Genomic DNA, 18,529 nt, shown 5'->3' on the forward strand with positions numbered 1-18,529 from the left:
GGCCGGTCCCCCTCTTGGAGAACCACATGAGCACCACCCCCACCCCCCGTAACGACGGCCACCCCTACCAGGACCCGTCCCTCCCCAGCTCCGAGCGCGTCGCCGACCTCATCTCCCGGATGACCCTGGAGGAGAAGGCCGGTCTGCTCTTCCAGACCATGCTGACCATGCACCCCGACGGCCGCCCGGTCGAGGCCGGCGAGGATTCCATGGCCCCCACGGACACCACCGGCATGGTGCGCTCCAAGCTCATGAGCCACTTCAACCTCTTCGGCACCGCGGGCCCACGCCAGATGGCCGAGTGGCACAACACCCTCCAGGAGATGGCCGCGAGCACCCGTCTCGGCATCCCGGTCACCGTCTCCACCGACCCCCGTCACTCCTTCACCGCGAACATCGGCGCCTCCATCGAGGCCGGTGCCTTCTCTGTGTGGCCCGAGCCGACCGGCCTGGCCGCCACCCGCGACCCGGAGCTGGTCCGCCGCTTCGCCGACGTCGCCCGCCGCGAATATCTCGCGGTCGGCCTCCGCGTCGCCCTGCACCCGCAGATCGACCTGGCCACCGAGCCCCGCTGGTCCCGCCAGATGGGCACCTTCGGCGCGGACGCCGCACTCACCGCCGAGCTGGTCCAGGCGTACGTCCTCGGCTTCCAGGGCGAGCGTCTCGGCCCGGACAGCGTGGCCACCATGGTCAAGCACTTCCCCGGCGGCGGCCCGCAGAAGGACGGCGAGGACCCGCACTTCCCGCACGGCAAGGAGCAGATCTACCCGGGCGGAATGCGCGAGCACCACCTGGCCCCGTTCAAGGCGGCCATCGCGGCCGGCGCCTCGCAGATGATGCCGTACTACGGCCAGCCGGTCGGCACCGACTGGGAAGAGGTCGGCTTCGGCTTCAACAAGGGCGTGATCACAGGGCTGTTGCGCGAACAGCTCGGCTTCGACGGCATCGTCTGCACCGACTGGGGCCTGCTCAACGACGAGGCGATCTTCGGCGAGATGCACCAGGCCCGCGCCTGGGGCGTCGAGCACCTGACCGTCGCCGAACGCGCCGCGAAGGCGATCGACGCGGGCGCCGACCAGTTCGGCGGCGAGTCCTGCCCCGAGGTGATCGTCGACCTGGTCCGCTCCGGCCGCCTCTCCGAGGACCGCATCGACCGCTCCGTACGACGTCTGCTGCGCGAGAAGTTCGTCCTCGGCCTCTTCGACAGCCCGTACGTCGACCCCGCCGCTGCCGAGGAGATCGTCGGCAACAGCGAGTTCCGCGCGGCCGGCCAGTCGGCCCAGCGCCGCTCACTCACCGTCCTGGTCAACCACGAGCGGACACTGCCGGTTGCCGACGAGCGTCCGAAGCTGTACGCCGAAGGGCTCGACGCGCGGGTCGCGGCCCGGTTCGGCGAGCTGGTGGACGACCCCGCGGACGCGGACCTCGCGGTGCTGCGCCTGTTCACCCCGTACGAGTTCCGGGAGAACAAGTTCGAACAGCTCTTCCACTCGGGGCGCCTGGACTTCACCGAGGAGGAGCTGAAGCCGGTCCTGGACCTCCTCGACGCCGTACCGACCGTCGTCTGTCTGAACCTGGAGCGGCCCGCCGTCATCCCGGAGATCGCCGAGCGGTCGGCGGCGCTGATCGTCGACTTCGGCGCGAGCGACGAGGCGCTGCTCGACGTGGCGTTCGGGCGGGCCGGGGCGGAGGGCCGGCTGCCGTACGAGCTGCCGCGCTCGATGGCCGCTGTCGAGGCGTCCCGGTCCGACGTGCCCCACGACACCGCCGATCCGGTCTTTCCCTTCGGGGCCGGACTGGACCTCTGAGACGCTTCGGGCACCCGGATCCCCGCCCTCCACCCCACAGAGCAGGAGTCACCCCTGATGACCACCAGCCCCACCGTCCTGACCAGCAGCGGCCCCGTGCGCGGCGAGCGCCGCGAGAGCGGGGTGCGGTTCCTCGGCATCCCGTACGCCGCGCCGCCGGTCGGTGAGCTGCGGTCCGCGGCTCCGGTTCCGCCCGAGCCGTGGACCGAGGCGATGGACGCGACGGCGTACGGGCCGACCGCTCAGCGCCGTCCGTTCGGCGAGGTCACGACCATTCCCGAGCCGACCGTTCCGGGCGAGTCGATCCTCAACCTGAATGTGTTCACCCCGGACGTCGCCTCCCCTGCCGGGAGCGGTCTCCCGGTCCTGGTGTGGATCCACGGCGGCGGTTACGTGGCCGGTTCGGCGGCCAGCCCCTGGTACGACGGGGCGGCCTTCAACCGGGACGGCGTGATCGTGGTCTCGTTCGGTTACCGGCTGGGCATCGAGGGCTTCCTGCACCTGGCGGACGCGCCCGACAACCGTGGCGTGCTCGACTGGATCGCGGCCCTTCAGTGGGTGCGTGACAACATCGCGGCCTTCGGTGGCGATCCGTCCAAGGTGACCGTCGCGGGTCAGTCGGCGGGCGGCGGCGCGGTCCAGACACTGCTCGCGACGCCTGCCGCGCAGGGCCTGTTCCGGGGCGCGATCTCGGTGTCCGGAGCGGTGATGCAGCCGCAGGGGCGTGAGATGGCGCTGACCATCTCCCGCCTGTTCACCGAGCGGACCGGAGTCCCGGCGACCGCCGCCGCGCTCCGCGACAAGTCCGACGACGAACACCTCGCCCTCATGGACGCGTTGAACGCGCCCGGCCCCGAGCGCGAGTCGCTGCCGCTGGTCGTCCTCGCCCCCTTCGCCGACGGCGAGCTGATCCCCGCCCCGGTGATGGACGCTCTCACCACCGGCGACGCGGGCACCGGTACCTCGCTGATGCTCGGCTTCACCGCCCACGAGTTCAACCTCATGCCCGCCCCGGACGGCGGCGAGGAGATGCTGCGCGCCGCACTGGCCGCCATGGGCCTGGACCCGGACCGCACCCAGCGCTTCCTCGACCTCAACAAGGACACCCCGGGCGCCCTCCTCGGCCAGGCGGCCACCGACACCACCTTCCGCGCCCCCTCCCTTGCCATCACCGAGGCCCGCGCCGCCCGCCAACTCCCCACCTGGCTGTACCAGTTCGAGTACACGTCCACCGCCGCGACCTACGCGGGCCTGGCGAGCCACTGCCTCGACCTGCCCTTCGCGTTCGGCCTGCCCGCCGACGCCGAGGGTGTCACCGCCGCTCTGGGCGAGAACCCGCCGCAGCGCTTGACCGACGCCATGCACTCCGCCTGGGTCGCTTTCGTGACCGATCTCGACCCGGGTGCCGGCTGGCCGCGCTACACCACCTCACAGCGCTCCACGATGATCTGGGACGCCGAGCCGCACACGGAGTCCGACCCCCTGGGCCCGGTCCGCGGGATCTGGCTGGGCTGACCCGAGCGGCGGGGCGGGCCGGTCAGTTCTCCGACCGGTCCTCCTCGCCACCGGACCGTTCCGGCAGCCCCACCCCGTCCACCGTCACCGACCGCAGCAACCGGTCGAAGTATGCCCGCAGCCGCCCCACCATGTCGTACGTCTCCGGGGCGAGCGCCCACTGCAGCTGCAGCCCGTCCATCACCGCCGCGATCTCCGCGGCCAGCGCCTCCGGGTCGGTGCCGGGCTTGACCTCACCACGCTCGACGGCGTCCCGGAGCTCCCTGCCGATCCCCTCGATGACCATGCGGTAGCGGCCGACGAAGAAGTCGTGCGCGGGGTGGCCCCGCTCGCCCGCCTCCCCCACCAGCGCGTTGAACATCTTGGTGCGGCCCGGCCGTTCGGCGTTGTACGCCGCGAGGCCGAGCAGCGTCTGAAAGGTCTCGACGACGGACTGCGGCTCGCGCGCGAAGAGCCGTACCCCGCCCTGCTCGTCGGTCCGCCGCAGCACCGAGATCAGCAGATCCTCCTTGCTGCGGAAGTGGTGCAGCAGCCCACCCTGTGTGATCCCCGCGTCCTTCGCGATCCGCGCGAGCGACGAGGCATGGAACCCCCACTGCGCGAAGTGCTCGACGGCGGCGTCCAGAATCCGGGCACGGCGCTCGTCACCCACGGCGTAGCTGCCACGAGCTGCGGTTCTACGGGGCTTTCCATCCTGCGTGCGGTCCATGCGGACCACCTTATGAGGTCGCGCGGACAGGCGCGGGGGCTGGTGTTGGTCATGCACGACCACGGCACAACGACGGTACGGTCCGCCGCCCGGCAAGCACGACTGAGCCGCTCAGTGCCCCTTGGCCTCGGCTCATCCTCACCGAGGTACCGCTCATCGAATGCGGCGCCCACTGATCCGCACGGCCCGCACCTGCCCGCCGGCCCCCGCCGGGACAGACCCTTGCTCCGCAACGTGACACCTGACCACCAGAGTGTCACGTTCATCCACACCTCATGCTTCGACGGAGCGCCACGGCACGGCCACCTGGTCCGACCCGGAGTTCGAGCGGGGCCGGACCGGGCACCACACCTCACGACGTCACCTGGGCAGCCGAACCCATGACTTGGTGCCACGCTGCGGCGGGTCGGCCGCGCCGGCGCCCCACTCCCCGCCCCAGTCGTCCACCACGGCCGACAGCAGCCAGAGCGCCCGCCGACGCCGTGTTTCGCAGAGCGTGGCCAGGTCCGGGTCGGCGTGGTGCGGGTGCTGGTCCCAGACGAGGAGACGGACCGCGTCCTCCCGGTGACGCAGGGATACGTAGAGCTCCCTCCCCGGGCTCATTCTGGCGGTGACCGCGACCAGCTCGTCCACGACGTGCGTGGCCGGCCAGACGTACGGGGCGAGCCCGTGCGCCTCCAGCGCGGCGGCGACCACGGTCCGCCCGATGAACGCGCTGCGGATGTCACCGGGAAGCGTGAAACTCAACGAGAGCCCGCGCCCGGAACGGCCCTTCGGGCGGAGGTAGGACCGGGGGTGCGGCTCCGGGTTCGCTCGCAGGGTGGGATGCGGGTACGGGTGCGTGAACGGGACCGGCATACGTGTCTCGGCGGCGGCCGGACAGAGTGCGGCGATCGGAGATGAGTGCATGGCTGACTCCCCTGATGCGGGCGGTGAGTTGGCGGTGTCTCTCTTTTCGCGTGGGCGCGCACGAGTGGCTCACGTTGTGTGTTGCGGACGAGCAGTGGCCTGTCTCCCTGACGCGGGACCGCCCCTCCCAGGGCAGGAGGTTGCGGGCAGGACCGCGTGATGCACTTCCAGCTCGTCGGCGCTGTGTGAGCGGTACGTTACTAACTGTAGGGCATTCGGGAGTACGTGTACTACGTTTCGGCGCATCGCCGACCGGTGGACCTTCAACCGACCGGAGGGGCAGACTGTGAGCAATTCCGGGCAGCAGGGGAGACAAGGATGCCGCCGAGAAACGCACCGACCGAACGTCAGCGCCGCCTGGGGGCGGAGCTCCGGAAGATGCGCACAGCCGCCGACATGACTACGGAGGCTGCGGCTCGCGCTCTCGCCGTGCCACGCACGAACATCCCGAACATGGAATCCGGCCGCTCCGGAATCAGCGCCGCGCGTGTCCGCGCCATGGCCGCGACCTACGGTTGCCGTAACGAGGCGTTGATCGACGCTCTGGCCGCCATGACGTCTCGACACCGCTCGCCCTGGTGGGCCGCGTACCGAAATTCACTCCCCGCAGGCTTCCTCGATGTGGCTGAGATGGAGTGGCACGCCCGCCGCCTGAGGATCGCCCTGACGGTTCACATGCCGGGCCTCTTCCATACCGAGGAACACGCCCGCGCCGTCTTCGAACACGTCATTCCGCCGCTCTCCCCGGACGACGTCGAAGTACGCATGGCTTTGCGCCTGGAGCGCCGCCAAGTCCTGGACAAGGCTCATCCTCCGTCGATCGAGCTGATCATGTACGAAGCGGCACTGCGCACCCAGTTCGGCGGGCCGAAAGTGGCGAAGGCGCAGCTCCACCACGTCCTGGAGATGTCTGAGCGCCACGACGTGGCCGTGCACGCCATTCCCTTCAGCGCCGGAGGATTCCCCGGCGCAGGGCAGTCGGTGATCTACGCCGAGGGCCCGGTGCCGGAACTCGACACCGTAGAGCTCGACAGCACCCACGGCCCAGAGTTCTACGACTCCGACCAACAGTTGCGCAAGTACCGGGCCCAGCTCGGCGCCATGCGTGAAGTGGCCCTGAATCCAAGCCAGTCCCGCGACTTCATCCTCGCCATCGCCAACGACCTTTAGGGAAACTCGCCATGCCTGAGATCACTTGGGAGACCCCGTACTGCGGAGAGGCAGCGAACTGCTACCGGATAGGAACCGACGAACAGGGCAACAGCTACATCGCCGTCAGCGGCACGGAGGAGCACTTCCTCACCGACAGCCGCGAAGCGCTCGTGCAGATGATCCGCGACATCAAGGCCGGCAAGGCCGACCACCTGCTGTAAGCGTCAACTCGTACACCCGGCTGTCCGGGTCCTCCGGCCTCCTCCTCGGATGAGGCCCAGCATGACGCGGACGGCCGCCGCCCTACCGGCCCCGTTCGCACCAAGAAAACCGGTAACCGTTCCGCCGGTCAGCGACAGCCGCACACCATCCACAGCCGCATGGTCGCCATACGTGCGTCATGAGTCCCGTCCGTTGCCTGCACAAGCGGTTCCCGGTCCGCCCGCTCACGGGGAACTTTTTTCGCCGAGGCCAAGGAATCAGCCATGGTTTGCCCAGAACAAGCCCCCCGTGATCAAGAGGATGCCACAGCCGAAGACCGCACCGATCCCAGGATTTCTGCGCTGCGCGATGGACCGGCCAAGCATCCCCAGAACCGGAACCCAACCAGCCGCATAAACGATCCAGGCGATTTTCAGCATCAATGGACTGGTATCCACCTTGAACAGCGCCCATGCCACAAACACAAAAAGTGCCGGCGTGGCCCACAGGTTGCGCTCGATCACTTCCTGGCGTTCCGACAACGAAACCCTCCTGGATCAATGAGATCGCGCCCCTCTCGCTACTGGAGGGGGACACGATCTCCCTACGGCTCTACTAGCTAGAAGTTGCTGATCAATTACGAGATATCCTCGTCGATCGCGTATGCGGGCGCGCCTTGATCGCAGCCTTTCCGTACCTGCTCTTGACTATCTTTTTGACCGCCTTCTTGGCCGCGCCGCCGATGCGCTTCGATCCGACATCTCTCTGCGTACCAGGGAATGCCGAACCGGCATCGGCCGAGGAGCCGAAACTCGACGCGCCTGACCGTGCGCATCTTGTTGTGCATCAGCACTCCTCCTGCTCGCCAGGAGGCATGTCCGACACTTATCGCGCCGCCGGTACCTGCTGACCGGCAAACAAGGGAGGATGTCCAAATCATTGGCCAAATTTCACCCACCCTGAAATCCCTTCACTACTTTGCAGCAAACAGATCGGCGTTACTCCGTCTGTCGCAGCGAGGGCGGAAGCCGGGACCCCCTCGGCCAGAGGCTGCTCGCCTTCGCCGGGGGCTCCGACGGCGGAGCCAGTCACACAGAAGCCCCGCAGCCGCACACGGTCGGCGACGGCGACACCGGTGAGCCCCTGCCGCCGGCCCGACGGGCAGCCTCCCGTCCGCTCCCCCGACCGCCCCGTGGCCGTCAGCGCGGCAGCACCACCCAGGACTTGATGCCTGCGTGCGGCGAAGAGGCCTCGCTGACGCCCCACTCCCCACCCCAGTCGTCCACAACAGCCGCGAGCAGCCACAGCGCCCGCCGACGACGCGTCTCGCAGAGGGCGGCCACGTCCGGGTCTCCATGGCGGGGGTGCTGGTCCCAGACAAGCAGGCGGACCGCGTCGTCCCGGTGGCGCAGGGATACGTAGAACTCCTTGCCGGGGCTCATCCTGGCGGTGACCGCGACGAGTTCGGCGACAGCATGCGCGGTGGGCCAGGCGTACGGGGCGAGCCCGTGCGCCTCCAGCGCGGCGGAGATGGCGGTACGGCCGATGAACGCGCTGCGGATGTCGCCGGGAAGCGTGAAACTGAGGGCGAGCCCGCGCCCCGAGTGCCCCTTGGGGCGCAGGTAGGGCCGGGGGTACGACTGCGGGTTCGTTTGCAGGGTGGGGTATGGGTACGGGACCGGCATACGCGCCTCGGCGGCGGCCGGACAGAGTGCGACGCGTGGAGATGAAGGCATGACTGACTCCCCCGATACGGGTGGCGAGTTGGCGGTGTCTCTCTTTCGCGTGGGCGCGCACGGGTGGCTCACGTTGTTGTGCTGTGGACGAGCAGTGGCCTGTCTCCCTGACGCGGGACCGCCCCTCCCAGGGCAGGAGGTTGCGGGCAGGACCGCGTGATGCACTTCCGGCTCGTCGGCGTTGCGTGAGCGGTGCACCACTTAACGTAGCGCAGTGGGGGAAAATTACCCCACTCATCCAGCAAATGAACCCTTTCGTGGCAGCGAGGCGCGCACACGCGGCAGACTGCCGGTGACCGCATGCGGAAAGGAACGGGAATGGCAGCAAGAACCTCCCCTACCGAACGTCAGAAGCGGCTCGGCGCCGAACTGCGGAAGCTGCGCACATCGGCCGACGTGTCCGCCGAGTTCGCGGCCGGACTGCTCGGCGTGGACCGGGGCAAGATCTCGAACATAGAGGCCGGCACACGTCCCATCAGCTCGGACCGCCTCCGTACGCTGGCGTGCAACTGCGCATGCACCGACGAGAAATACGTTGATGCGCTGGTCGACATGGCCCAGCCAAGCGGGCGTGGATGGTGGGAGAGGTACAGAGGACTGCTGCCCCAAGGGCTGCTCGACATCGCCGAGTTGGAGATGCACGCAACACGTATGCGAGCTGCGTACTCCATGCATATTCCAGGCCTGCTCCAGACCTCGGACCACGCACTGGCCCTCTTCCGAGTGGTGATCCCCCAACTTCCGGAGCGGGAGATCGCGCTGCGACTGGCACATCGCGTGGAACGCCAGGAGGTTCTGGACGGGGGCACACCGACGCCGTTCACAGGAATCGTGCACGAGGCGGCACTCCGCATGCGGTTCGGCGGTCGCACTGTGGCGCGCGCTCAACTCGAACACCTGCTGGAGAAGTCCGAGCAGACGAACATCACGCTGCTGGTTATCCCCTTCGAAGCAGGAGCCTTCCCCGGTGCCGGGCAGACCGTTCTCTACGCGGAGGGGCCGGTGTCTCAGCTCGACACCGTACAGATCGACAACTCCCACGGGCCTTTGTTCGTCCACTCGGAAGCCCAACTGACCAAGTACCGAGCCCACCTGGACTGGATGGAAGAGATCGCGCTGCCGCCGGACAAGTCGCGGGACTTCATCCACACCATCGCACGCCAACTCTGAGGAGATGACACATGCCGGACGTCAACTGGGAAGACGCGTTCTGCGGCGAAGGGAACTCCTGCTACCGGATAGGAACCGATGAGCTGGGCAACAGCTACATCGCCGTCAGCGGCACGGAGGAGCACTTCCTCACCGACAGCCGCGAAGCGCTCGTGCAGATGATCCGCGACATCAAGGCCGGCAAGGCCGACCACCTGCTGTAAGCGCCAAGGGCCCGGCACCGCGACGTGCTCGCGGTGCCGGGCTGTAGGGTCTCGCCGCCGATGACATGTCGATCTTCTGTGACCTGCTGGTTCTCTGTTGTCTCACCGCGATGTCACCCGAGATCAGTCTCAGATCGATGCCATTTCCTCGGCGGAACGATGAGTCTGCGGCTGAGCCACCGAGCACGAGGACTACATGCGAGCTCAGATCGCGCACCGATGAGTTTCCCGCGCCGCGCCGGTCTGTACGCGTGAGACCGACTCACGGAAGGCTGGCGCCATGCGGAAACTGATCTACGGCATGAACCTGACCCTGGACGGCTACATCGCCGCGCCCGGCGACGACATCGGCTGGAGCGTGCCGAGCGACGAGCTGTTCCAGTTTTGGTCCGACCAGTTGCAGGCGACCGACCTGTCGCTGTACGGGCGCAAGCTGTGGCAGACGATGAGCTCCTACTGGCCGACCGGCGACCAGCAGCCCAACGCCACCCCGGCGGAGATCGAGTTCGCGCGCCGCTGGCGGGACATGTCGAAGGTGGTGTTCTCCTCGACGATCGACAAGGTCGACTGGAACACCCGCCTGGTCACCGGCGACGCGGTCGCCGAGATCACCCGGCTCAAGGCCGAGGACGGCGGCCCGATGGACATCGGCGGCGCGACGCTCGCCGGGGCGGCCATGCGGGCCGGGCTGATTGACGAGTACGTGCTGGCCACCGCGCCGGTCCTGGTGGGCGGCGGCACGCCGTTCTTCACCGCGCTGGACAACTGGGTGAACCTCAGCCTGGTGGAGACGCGGACGCTTCCCTGCGGCGTGATCCTGACCAGGTACGAGACGAGGCGCTGAGCGCCCGTCCTGGGTGACCCGGACTACCGCCCGAGCCACCCAAACGAGTGAAGCCCCTGAACTGCAAGTCTCATGGCAGTGGCATTTCTGCCATCCATCTGCCAACTGCCGTGAGATTCTGCCAAGGCTTTTGAGACCCTACACGGGCCCTGTTGTGGCGCGTTTCCTCAGGAAGACGTACCGCGCGGGAAGGAGACCTCCACGCGCCGGTTCTTCTTCCGGCCTTCTTCCGTGCTGTTGTCGGCGATCGGGTACTGCTCGCCGTAGCCACGGATCTCGAAGGTGACGGTCGAGCCGAGATCCTTCACCAGCACCGCCTGCACCGCGTTGGCGCGCTGCTTGGACAGCACGTCACCGTGGGCCGACGAGCCGAGGTTGTCGGTGAAGCCGAAGACGCGCACCTTGGTGGCGTTCTGCTTCTTGATCTCGGCGGCGATGGCGGCGATACGGGAGTTGGCCGCGGAACTCAGCTTCGCGCTGTCCTTGCCGAAGAGAACCTCGGCCTGGAGCGCGAACTTGACGTTCGCGTTGCTGTCCTCACGACGCTCCTCGCCGCCCATGTCCTCGACGACCTGGATGACGTCGAGGACCCGGGCGGGGGCGAGCGTGGCGCCGTCGACCATCTTCAGGTCGGGATCCTTGCCGTCCACAGCGACAGGTGGAGTCTCGGATGCCTCGGTGCCAGGCGGCACGCTCGGTCCGTCATCGGCCCGAGCTGCCGAGGCGCCCATGACAGACGTCCCGGCCAGCAGCACGGCTGTCGCAATGGCCATGCCTGCCAGTTGAATCGGGCCACGCCTCATGCAGGTGTATGTCATATCGCCAGTCACCCAGAAATCTTCAGCGACGTGGTGGCGAAGGTCGGCAGATTGAAGTCGACCTCGGTAGTCGCGGCCGGCGGCGCCGGGAACTGCATGAATACCGGCACCGACTTTCCGGGCTGAACCGCAGACATCCCCGTCGTGCAGAGGCAGCGCCCGTCAGTGTCCCTAAGGATGTAGTAGCGCTTCTTGCCCGCCTTGTCCACGAGTGTCGCGCCACCGACGGAGTTGAGGTTGTTAGTGACAATCGCGTTTTCGTTTCCGGCCCATACGGACGGGTTGACGGCGACGTCACCCTGATTCTTCAGCTCACCCTGGACCGTGACGAACCCACCAGAGTCCCTCTTCACCTGATTGACGACCAAGAGCATGTCCTTTTCGCCCTTGGCCTCGGCGAGCTTCACATTCGGGTCCACGTTCTCCCCGGCCGCGGTGTCCTCCTGCTTCGTTCCCTTGCCCTCGTCGGAGGACTCCGGGGACGCGGGGGAAGACGGCGAACCGGTGTCCTTTGTTCCTCCGCCGTCGTCGGCACCGCAGCCGGTGACGGCCAGGGCCAGTGCCGCCGTCATCGAGACGGCTGCCACTACCCTTCGGGACTTGATGGAGCGCCGAATGCTCATCGCTTCTGATTCCTTTACTCGTCGTTCACTGTCAACTGTCGACCAGGTGCACGTCAAAGAGAATCTTGCTCACCTGCTCCCAGGGAGGGGGGCTGCTCGGACTGATTGCGAGCATCTCTCCTCCCCTGCACGAGAAGAAGTACATGTCCTGGACGGTGTCGTCGTTGTAGTCGACGGACCTCCACCTGGGGCAGCGCCACTCGATGACAGCAGTGGCGTGTCCCTTGGCGAACTTCCGCTTCATGCCAGGAACCACAGACGCGCCCACGGGCTTGAGCGTCTTGACGTCAACCCTGATCTTGTCCCGCTCGCCGCCGGGCGTAGCGACGCATCCGGGCGGGGTGAGCTTCGCATCGTTCTCTGCGGCCATTGCGTGGGCCGCAGGACACCCCAGAACCGGGTGCGCCTGCAGGAACATGTCCAACATGCTCTCGGGAAGTGAAGCGAGGAACGGAGCCTCGAACAGCTTGCGGGATTCCTGGGCGGCAGCGAGTGCGGCAGCATCCGCTGCCCCCTGGGCCCCGTTGCGCAAGGCCGAGGCCTTGCCGACGGTAAAGAAGGCAAACGCGAGGAAGAGCAGGCCCGCCACCATCACAACATAGATGGGGAAAGCCTGCCCTGCCTCGCCGCGGAGTTTCGCGGTCATTAGCCGGCCTTGATCTGGTCCACCAGCTTGGAGATCTTGCCCGAGATCGAGCCACCGATACCCGAGGCCGCGATCGCGCCGATGATCGCCACGACCACCAGGATGATGCCCAGGTACTCGAACGCCGTCTGGCCGCGGTCCATGTTCTCGTAGCGCTTCTGGATGCGGCTCACAGCGGTGTTGGCCCAGCCGTTGATGCGAACGGCGGTCTTCAGGGTGATGTCCGACATGGTGTTCCCCTCCGGGTTCGGCCGACCGGTAGTCGGCCGACTCGCACGTTTCTTGGGTGCCGCCTGCGGTACCGGCTTCCTCCTGGCCGGTGCCGCTGGCGACATGAGAAACATACGGCGGCGCGTCCTGCTCGCCGGAGGGTCCCAGGGCCCATTCCCGGGCCCAAAGCGTCAGTTGGGCCTCTGCCCCCGATGCGCGCCGGAAGGGCCCATGTCCCGTCGCGGCCACACTCGCGTTCGAACTCTCTCGCTCAGCCACGGTGACCACCGACCTCGCGAACCCCACTGCCCGTGGAGGGGGCCGTGCCGAGCCAGCGGGCGATGGCCTCACTGCGACTCGCACTGTGCAGCTTGGTGAAGATGCGGTTGATGTGGTTCTTGACCGTCTTCTCGCTGATGAAGCAGGTGGCGGCAATCTGCTGATTGCTCATGCCGGACGCGATCAGCTCCATGACCTCCACCTCCCGTGAACTCAGCCCGTACTGCTGCCTGTTGAGCTTCGTGCCCGGTTCCCCGGTCATGGAAGACTGTGCCACAACTGGTTGCAGATGCGAAAGACCCTGCGATGACCGGACGGGGCGCGGCGCAGGTGGAGACGGTTCGGGCTTGGGTGCGTGTGCAGGCGCACCGTGTTGCTGAACGGAACTCGGGGGGTGTCCGTCGTACCCGGGCCCCTGGTAGGGAACGCCTGTGGTCAGCGCCGTTCCGAGCCCCTCCGGAAGCGGTCGCGACTGCGGCCCCGGGCCCTGGCGCATGTGGGCGAGGAGAGCGTTGGCCGCGGTGGCGGTGAAGTGGGCCCGGCCGTCCTTCGTGTCGCGTACGGCCTGCACCAGCTGATCGGCCGTGAACTCGCCGTGGACCAGATAGCCGCTCGCGCCCAGGCGCAGCGCCTCGTGCACGATCTCGTTCTCACGGCTGTAGGTCAGCATCATCACGGGTGCGATCTGTACGAGGTGCGGCAGTGCGGAGATGCCGTCCACGCCGGGCATCCGGACATCGAGCAGGACGACATCGGGACGGTGCTGGACGGCCATGTCATAGGCCTGGCGCCCGTCTGCGGCCTCCGCGACGACTTCGATGTCGTCGCGGCCGGAGAGCAGGACGCCGAGGCCGGCCCGGACCACTGGGTTGTCGTCGGCGACGACAACCCTCAGGGCGCCGGGAACGGCCATGGGTGCCGCTGCGGGAAAGGGGGGCATGGACTCGGATGCCGCGGGCTGCTGGGAGACAGGGGACGCGTTGGAGCTGGGCTCCGAGGTCAGCGGTGTGACGTGCGGGGACGTGTGCTGGGACGCGTGGTGCTGTGCGGCCCTGTTCTGGCCCGAAGCGCGGGAGACGTCGTCCGGCATCTGCGACCTCCTCTCAAGGGTCTGATGGGGGGTGAGGGTGAAAACGGAGCGGTTCAGTCGGGCTGCTCCGCGCCGGCAGTGGCGAGCAGAGCTGCGATCGGGAGTTCCAGGCGGACCTCGGTGCCCTTGGCCGCCTGCCCCTTTCCGATACGGATACGGGCACCGATGGACGCGGCACGCTCGACCATTCCGACCAGGCCGAAGTGCCCGGCGTGCCGGAGGTCGTCGAGCGTCGTGCCAGGGGGCAGGCCGCGCCCGTCGTCGTACACGCTGACGCGCAGGACGTCGCCCTTCACACCTGCGAGTACGACGAGGTAGGTGGGTTGTGCGTGACGGTGGGCGTTCTCCATCGCTTCGGAGGCGATGGTGAGCAGTTGGCGGGCGACCACCTGTGGGACCTGTGGGATCGGGACGTCGTTGAGGAGTCGGAAGGTTGCGGTGAGCTCGTGGCGTCGGGTGAAGTCGTCGGCGCGGGCCCGGAGCTCGCGTGTCACATCCACGCCTCCGTCCAGTCCGGACTCGCGGCGCAGGTCGGAGAGCAGTTCACGGGACTCGGCGGCGGCCCGGCGGGCGGCGCGTGCGACCAGTTCGGCCTGGTGCTTGACGGTGAGCGGGTCCATCCGGTCGGAGGACACCGCCAGGCCGTCGGCTGCCAGTGCCAGTCCGTGCAGGGTCTTGGCCACCGAATCGTGCATTTCCCGGGCGAGGCGCGCGCGTTCGCCCTCCACCGCCTCGCTGACGGCGAGCCGCGCCTTGGTCTCGGTGAGAGCCTGGCTGGCGGAGCCGAAGCGGAGGAGGAGGTTGCGCAACGTGACTCCGACCGCTCCCGCTATCACGCAGAAGCCCGGAAGGAGGAACGCCGTCGCGCCGGCAACTTCCAGCCTCGGATCGGTCCCGTACACACCGAGGACGATCGCCGTCTGGAGCGCCGCGAAGATGGCGGCGCCCCGCCAGCCCTGAACCAGCCCGGCCAGCATCGGGGTGCACACGGTGACGTAGGCGAGAGTGGATTCCGGTGAGGCGGTGATCAGCAGCAGGGCGCCGAAGAAGGCGTCGATGCCGAGCAGCCAGGGGTGGCGCAGCAGAACCGGCCCGAACCGCTCCCAGTCACGGAACAGAACGTAGCTGCCCATGAAGGTGACGAGGATGGCCGAGCCGATCAGCCAGGTGGCCAGGCCCGAGGCCGTGTGATCAATGGCGAACGGTGTGGCGACGGCGATCATGGCGAGCCGGAAGCCGAAGACCTGGCGGCACATAGCCTGGAGTGCGTTGACCTGGATCGCGAACGCAGGGCGTGCTCCGGGATCGGCGATCGCCTGACGTACCTGCGCATTCAGTCCGGTCTGGATGCTGCCGAGCTGGAACGACATGAGCGTCTCACCTCCCCTCGGCGGTTCTGCCCACCGTCCGCCTCGTTCACGTCATCCGCCCATGAGGGTGCTGAAGTCGACGTTGACCCCGTAGACGAAGCCGACCGTCAGCATCACGAGCGTTCCGGGGAGAAGGAACGTGGTGACCGCGAAGGTCGCCTTGGGAACGGCCCTGGCCGCCTTCCGGCGGGCGTTCTGGGCATCCGTGCGCCGCATGTCGTTGGCTATCTGGATCAGCGTCTCGACGATCGGCGCACCGAGCTCCTCGCCCTGCTGGAGCGTGGTCACGAACATCGCGACCTGCTCCGAGTCATTGCGCTTGCGCAGCTGCTCGAACGCCTCGCGGCGGCTGACGCCCATGTCCATCTGACGCAGGGTGATGCGGAGTTCATCGGCCCAGGGCCCCTCGTACTTGTCGGCGACCCGGGCCAGGGCCTGCCGGAAGCCGAGGCCGGCGGAGACCACGACAGCGAGCACGTCGAGGAAGTCCGGAAGCGTCCGGTCGATGTGGTCACGGCGGATGCGGACCGCGGACCAGATGCCGACCTCGACCCAGAACAGTCCGAAGGCGATCAGCACCAGGGAGAGGAAGATCTGCCCGCGAATGATCATCGAGAAGGCGCCGAGCAGGCCGAGTGCGCCGTAGACGGCACGGCGGGCAGCGTAGCGGTCGATGGTCAGACCGCCGGGGTTACCCGCCATGTCGATCTGGCGGCGCTTCTTGTTGACGGCCTTGGGGCCCATCATCCGCAGAACCGCGGGGGCCCAGCGCATACCGAGACGGTCGATACCGGAGCCGACCGCACCGGTACGGGTCGAGCCGACTTCCAGAGCGATCGCGAGGTCACCAGGGAGCTTCGCATCGGCCCGGTACATGCGGACACCCGCGATGGCTCCGAAGACCGCGAGTCCTACGACGCCCGCCAACAGCAGATCCATGTATGCGCCACCCATCAGACGTCGATCTTGGACAGGCGTCGGATCACGAGGAATCCGATCGCGTACAGGGCAAGAGAGACGATCACCGCGACCTGGCCGATGAGTGCACCGGTCATACGGTCGAGAGCGCCGGGCATGACCGCGTTCATCAGGAGCATGGCGCCCAGGCCGAAAGCGGGAACGGCATAGGCCGTGACCGTCACCTGGGACAGCTGGGTCTTGACCTCTCGTCGGGTCTCCTTGCGCTCCTCCAAGGTCTCGGTGAGGTTGCGCAGCGAGCTGACGACCGTACCGCCGGCCCGGTTGGAAAGGACCAGGGTGGTCACGAGGACGACGAGCTCGCGGGAGGGCAGCCGGTCGGTGAGTTCGCTCATCGCGTCATCAAGGGATTCACCGACGGCGAGGCGACGGGCGACCCGGGCCAGTTCCTCGCCCGCCGGATCCTCCAGCTCGTCGGCCGCCATGCCGATGGACGTACGCAGCGCCAGGCCGGCCTGGGTGGCGTTGGCGAGGATGCGGGCGAGCTCGGGAAGCTGATTGATGAAGTGCTCGGTGCGCTTGGTCCGTTGCCAGTTCAGGAAGGCGTTGGTTCCCCAGAGACCGATGAGCGCGGCGACCGGGCCGAAGAAGCTGGCGAGCAGGGACGAAGCGATCATCCAGAGCCCCGCCATGGCGACGAAGGCGTAGACGAAGAACTCGCCCGGGGTGATGTCGAGGCCGGTGGCGGCCAGCTTCAGTTCGAGCTTCCGGCCCAGGCCGGTCTTCCGCAGCCGGCTGTCCAGTGCCCGGAACCGGCGACGGCGGCCCGTCTCCGGTATGTGCCCGGTGTGTGAGAGCCGGTCCACCAGGGCGTCCCGGTCGGCCCTGCCACCGCTGTAGGCGTGCAGACCCGCGACGCCGGTGACGCCGGCGAGCAGCGTGACGCCGATGGTGAGTAGAGGGAGATTCGTCATGGCTCGGTACCTAGTTGGCCTCTCGGGTGGCGAGCTGTTCGGCGGATTCGGCAACCCCGAAGGCCTGCGGGACGGGCTGGCTGGCCATGTAGAGGCGCTCGGCGATCTTGCGCGGGATCGGGAGGTACTTGAACTCGCCGTTGATCCGTCCTTCGGCGTCCATGGGCTGGGCGTCGAACCGGGCAACGGACACGATGCGGTAGGGGTCCCTGCCGTGCGAGTCGAGAACGGCGATCTCGGTGATCTTGCGGGAACCGTCGGCGTGGCGGGTCAGCTGGACGATCACGTCGACGGCGCTGTTGATCTGGTCGTGCAGCGCCTCGAACGGGATCTCGATCTCGGACATCGAGGCCAGGGTCTGCAGACGCATGAGCGCGTCCTCGGCGTTGTTGGCGTGGACGGTGGCGAGCGAGCCGTCGTGACCGGTCGACATCGCCTGGAGCATGTCGAGCGACTCACCACCACGGACCTCACCGACGACGATGCGGTCGGGGCGCATACGCAGGGAGTTGCGGACCAGGTCACGGATGCTGATCTGGCCCTTCCCCTCGACGTTCGCCGGCCGGGACTCCAGCCGGATGACGTGGCTCTGCTGGAGCTGGAGCTCCGCGGAGTCCTCGATGGTGACGATGCGCTCGCTGTCGGGGATCAGACCGGAGAGCGCGTTGAGGAGGGTCGTCTTCCCGGTACCGGTGGCTCCGGAGACGATCACATTGAGTTTTGCCTGGACGAGCCCGGACAGCAGAATCAGCATCTGCTCGTCGAGCGAGCCGACGTTGATCATTTCCTGGAGGGTGAAGGCCCTCGGGAACCGTCGGATGGTGAGCGTCGCACCGGTCAGCGACAGCGGCGGGATGATGACGTTGACACGCTCACCACTGGGTAGACGCGCGTCAACCATGGGGTTTGACTCGTCGACGCGGCGGTTGACCGTCGACACGATGCGTTCGATCGTCTGCATCAGCTGCTCGTGCGAACTGAAACGCATCGGCAGCTTCTCGACCTTGCCGCTGCGCTCGACGAAGATCTGGTCCGGTCCGTTCACCATGATTTCGGTGATGGACGCGTCTTCGAGAAGCGGTTCCAGAATGCCGAGCCCGAGGGCCTCGTCGACGACCCGGCGGATCAGCTGGGTGCGTTCGACGGTCGAGAGGACCGGCCCTTCGCGGCTGATGATGTGGCTGAGCACGCGCTCCAGCCGCGCTCGCCGGTCTGCGGCGGCGAGCGACGACATCTCGGCCAGGTCGATCTCTTCGAGCAGCTTGGCGCGGTACGTGGCCACCATGTGGCTGTCCTCCCGCGCCCCGCCGTTCTTCTCGGGGGCGGTCATGCGTGCCCGCAGACTCATTGCGTA

General features: G+C 67.6%; 21 protein-coding genes. 7 read left to right on the top strand and 14 right to left on the bottom strand.

Going from position 1 to position 18,529, the window contains the following annotated elements:
* Positions 1-26: 26 nt before the first annotated feature.
* The gene (locus tag BT364_RS05965; RefSeq protein WP_072484020.1) at positions 27-1,808 is read left to right on the top strand and encodes a glycoside hydrolase family 3 protein; all 1,782 of its coding nucleotides are present in this window, start codon (positions 27-29) and stop codon (positions 1,806-1,808) included.
* Between the two features lie 57 nt (positions 1,809-1,865).
* Positions 1,866-3,323 (top strand): carboxylesterase/lipase family protein, encoded by a 1,458-nt coding sequence (locus BT364_RS05970; RefSeq protein ID WP_072484021.1) that lies wholly within the window; start codon positions 1,866-1,868, stop codon positions 3,321-3,323.
* A gap of 22 nt (positions 3,324-3,345) precedes the next feature.
* Here the strand turns inward: BT364_RS05970 and BT364_RS05975 are convergent, their stop codons facing one another.
* Together BT364_RS05975 and BT364_RS05980 are read right to left on the bottom strand one after the other, a co-directional pair.
* A complete protein-coding gene (locus tag BT364_RS05975) occupies positions 3,346-3,975 on the bottom strand; it encodes a TetR/AcrR family transcriptional regulator (RefSeq protein ID WP_072484022.1) in 630 nt (209 codons plus the stop codon).
* 417 nt (positions 3,976-4,392) lie between these two features.
* Positions 4,393-4,941 carry an ATP-binding protein gene (locus BT364_RS05980; RefSeq protein WP_079179329.1) on the bottom strand — a complete coding sequence of 183 codons (549 nt, stop codon included), beginning with the start codon at positions 4,939-4,941 and terminating at the stop codon, positions 4,393-4,395.
* Positions 4,942-5,319: 378 nt separating this feature from the next.
* Here BT364_RS05980 and BT364_RS05985 point away from each other — a divergent pair, with 378 nt between their 5' ends.
* Both BT364_RS05985 and BT364_RS05990 read left to right on the top strand, forming a co-directional pair.
* The gene (locus BT364_RS05985; protein ID WP_371268194.1) at positions 5,320-6,111 is read left to right on the top strand and encodes a helix-turn-helix domain-containing protein; all 792 of its coding nucleotides are present in this window, start codon (positions 5,320-5,322) and stop codon (positions 6,109-6,111) included.
* Positions 6,112-6,122: 11 nt separating this feature from the next.
* Entirely contained in the window at positions 6,123-6,314 is a 192-nt protein-coding gene (locus BT364_RS05990; protein WP_072484024.1) for a hypothetical protein, read from the top strand.
* 258 nt (positions 6,315-6,572) lie between these two features.
* On the opposite strand, the gene BT364_RS05995 is transcribed toward BT364_RS05990, so the two are convergent.
* From BT364_RS05995 to BT364_RS06000, 3 genes are all read right to left on the bottom strand, one after another.
* Positions 6,573-6,836, bottom strand: coding sequence for a hypothetical protein (locus BT364_RS05995; protein WP_072484025.1), 264 nt, complete (start codon positions 6,834-6,836; stop codon positions 6,573-6,575).
* A gap of 95 nt (positions 6,837-6,931) precedes the next feature.
* A complete protein-coding gene (locus BT364_RS40885; protein WP_143166451.1) occupies positions 6,932-7,141 on the bottom strand; it encodes a hypothetical protein in 210 nt (69 codons plus the stop codon).
* Between the two features lie 352 nt (positions 7,142-7,493).
* On the bottom strand, positions 7,494-8,030 hold the full coding sequence (locus BT364_RS06000) for an ATP-binding protein (RefSeq protein ID WP_143166452.1): 537 nt from the start codon (positions 8,028-8,030) through the stop codon (positions 7,494-7,496).
* 318 nt (positions 8,031-8,348) lie between these two features.
* Here BT364_RS06000 and BT364_RS06005 point away from each other — a divergent pair, with 318 nt between their 5' ends.
* The 3 genes from BT364_RS06005 to BT364_RS06015 all read left to right on the top strand — a co-directional run bounded on the left by BT364_RS06005 (position 8,349) and on the right by BT364_RS06015 (position 10,247).
* Positions 8,349-9,200 (top strand): helix-turn-helix domain-containing protein, encoded by an 852-nt coding sequence (locus BT364_RS06005; protein WP_072484027.1) that lies wholly within the window; start codon positions 8,349-8,351, stop codon positions 9,198-9,200.
* Between the two features lie 11 nt (positions 9,201-9,211).
* Positions 9,212-9,403 (top strand): hypothetical protein, encoded by a 192-nt coding sequence (locus BT364_RS06010; protein ID WP_072484028.1) that lies wholly within the window; start codon positions 9,212-9,214, stop codon positions 9,401-9,403.
* Positions 9,404-9,683: 280 nt separating this feature from the next.
* Entirely contained in the window at positions 9,684-10,247 is a 564-nt protein-coding gene (locus BT364_RS06015; protein ID WP_072484029.1) for a dihydrofolate reductase family protein, read from the top strand.
* 167 nt (positions 10,248-10,414) lie between these two features.
* Here BT364_RS06015 and BT364_RS06020 read toward each other — a convergent pair whose 3' ends face one another.
* The 9 genes from BT364_RS06020 to BT364_RS06060 all read right to left on the bottom strand — a co-directional run bounded on the left by BT364_RS06020 (position 10,415) and on the right by BT364_RS06060 (position 18,523).
* Positions 10,415-11,020, bottom strand: a complete 606-nt coding sequence (locus BT364_RS06020; RefSeq protein ID WP_256259599.1) for an OmpA family protein — start codon at positions 11,018-11,020, stop codon at positions 10,415-10,417.
* Between the two features lie 53 nt (positions 11,021-11,073).
* Positions 11,074-11,688, bottom strand: a complete 615-nt coding sequence (locus tag BT364_RS06025; RefSeq protein WP_072484030.1) for a hypothetical protein — start codon at positions 11,686-11,688, stop codon at positions 11,074-11,076.
* Between the two features lie 31 nt (positions 11,689-11,719).
* Complete coding sequence (locus BT364_RS06030) at positions 11,720-12,334, bottom strand: pilus assembly protein TadG-related protein (RefSeq protein WP_072484031.1); 615 nt, start codon at positions 12,332-12,334, stop codon at positions 11,720-11,722.
* Positions 12,334-12,564 carry a Flp family type IVb pilin gene (locus BT364_RS06035; protein WP_072484032.1) on the bottom strand — a complete coding sequence of 77 codons (231 nt, stop codon included), beginning with the start codon at positions 12,562-12,564 and terminating at the stop codon, positions 12,334-12,336. Before BT364_RS06035 ends, BT364_RS06030 begins: the two co-directional genes overlap by 1 nt.
* 251 nt (positions 12,565-12,815) lie before the next feature.
* Positions 12,816-13,913, bottom strand: a complete 1,098-nt coding sequence (locus BT364_RS06040; RefSeq protein ID WP_072484033.1) for a response regulator transcription factor — start codon at positions 13,911-13,913, stop codon at positions 12,816-12,818.
* Positions 13,914-13,966: 53 nt separating this feature from the next.
* Positions 13,967-15,283 (bottom strand): sensor histidine kinase, encoded by a 1,317-nt coding sequence (locus BT364_RS06045; RefSeq protein WP_072484034.1) that lies wholly within the window; start codon positions 15,281-15,283, stop codon positions 13,967-13,969.
* Between the two features lie 51 nt (positions 15,284-15,334).
* Positions 15,335-16,222: a DUF5936 domain-containing protein gene (locus BT364_RS06050; RefSeq protein ID WP_072484203.1), complete on the bottom strand. Its 888-nt coding sequence runs from the start codon at positions 16,220-16,222 to the stop codon at positions 15,335-15,337.
* A gap of 14 nt (positions 16,223-16,236) precedes the next feature.
* Entirely contained in the window at positions 16,237-17,175 is a 939-nt protein-coding gene (locus BT364_RS06055) for a type II secretion system F family protein (RefSeq protein WP_072484035.1), read from the bottom strand.
* Positions 17,176-17,185: 10 nt separating this feature from the next.
* A complete protein-coding gene (locus tag BT364_RS06060) occupies positions 17,186-18,523 on the bottom strand; it encodes a TadA family conjugal transfer-associated ATPase (protein WP_072484036.1) in 1,338 nt (445 codons plus the stop codon).
* Between the last annotated feature and the right edge of the window lie 6 nt (positions 18,524-18,529).

It is taken from the genome of Streptomyces atratus, assembly GCF_900119365.1.
Taxonomy (GTDB): domain Bacteria; phylum Actinomycetota; class Actinomycetes; order Streptomycetales; family Streptomycetaceae; genus Streptomyces; species Streptomyces atratus_B.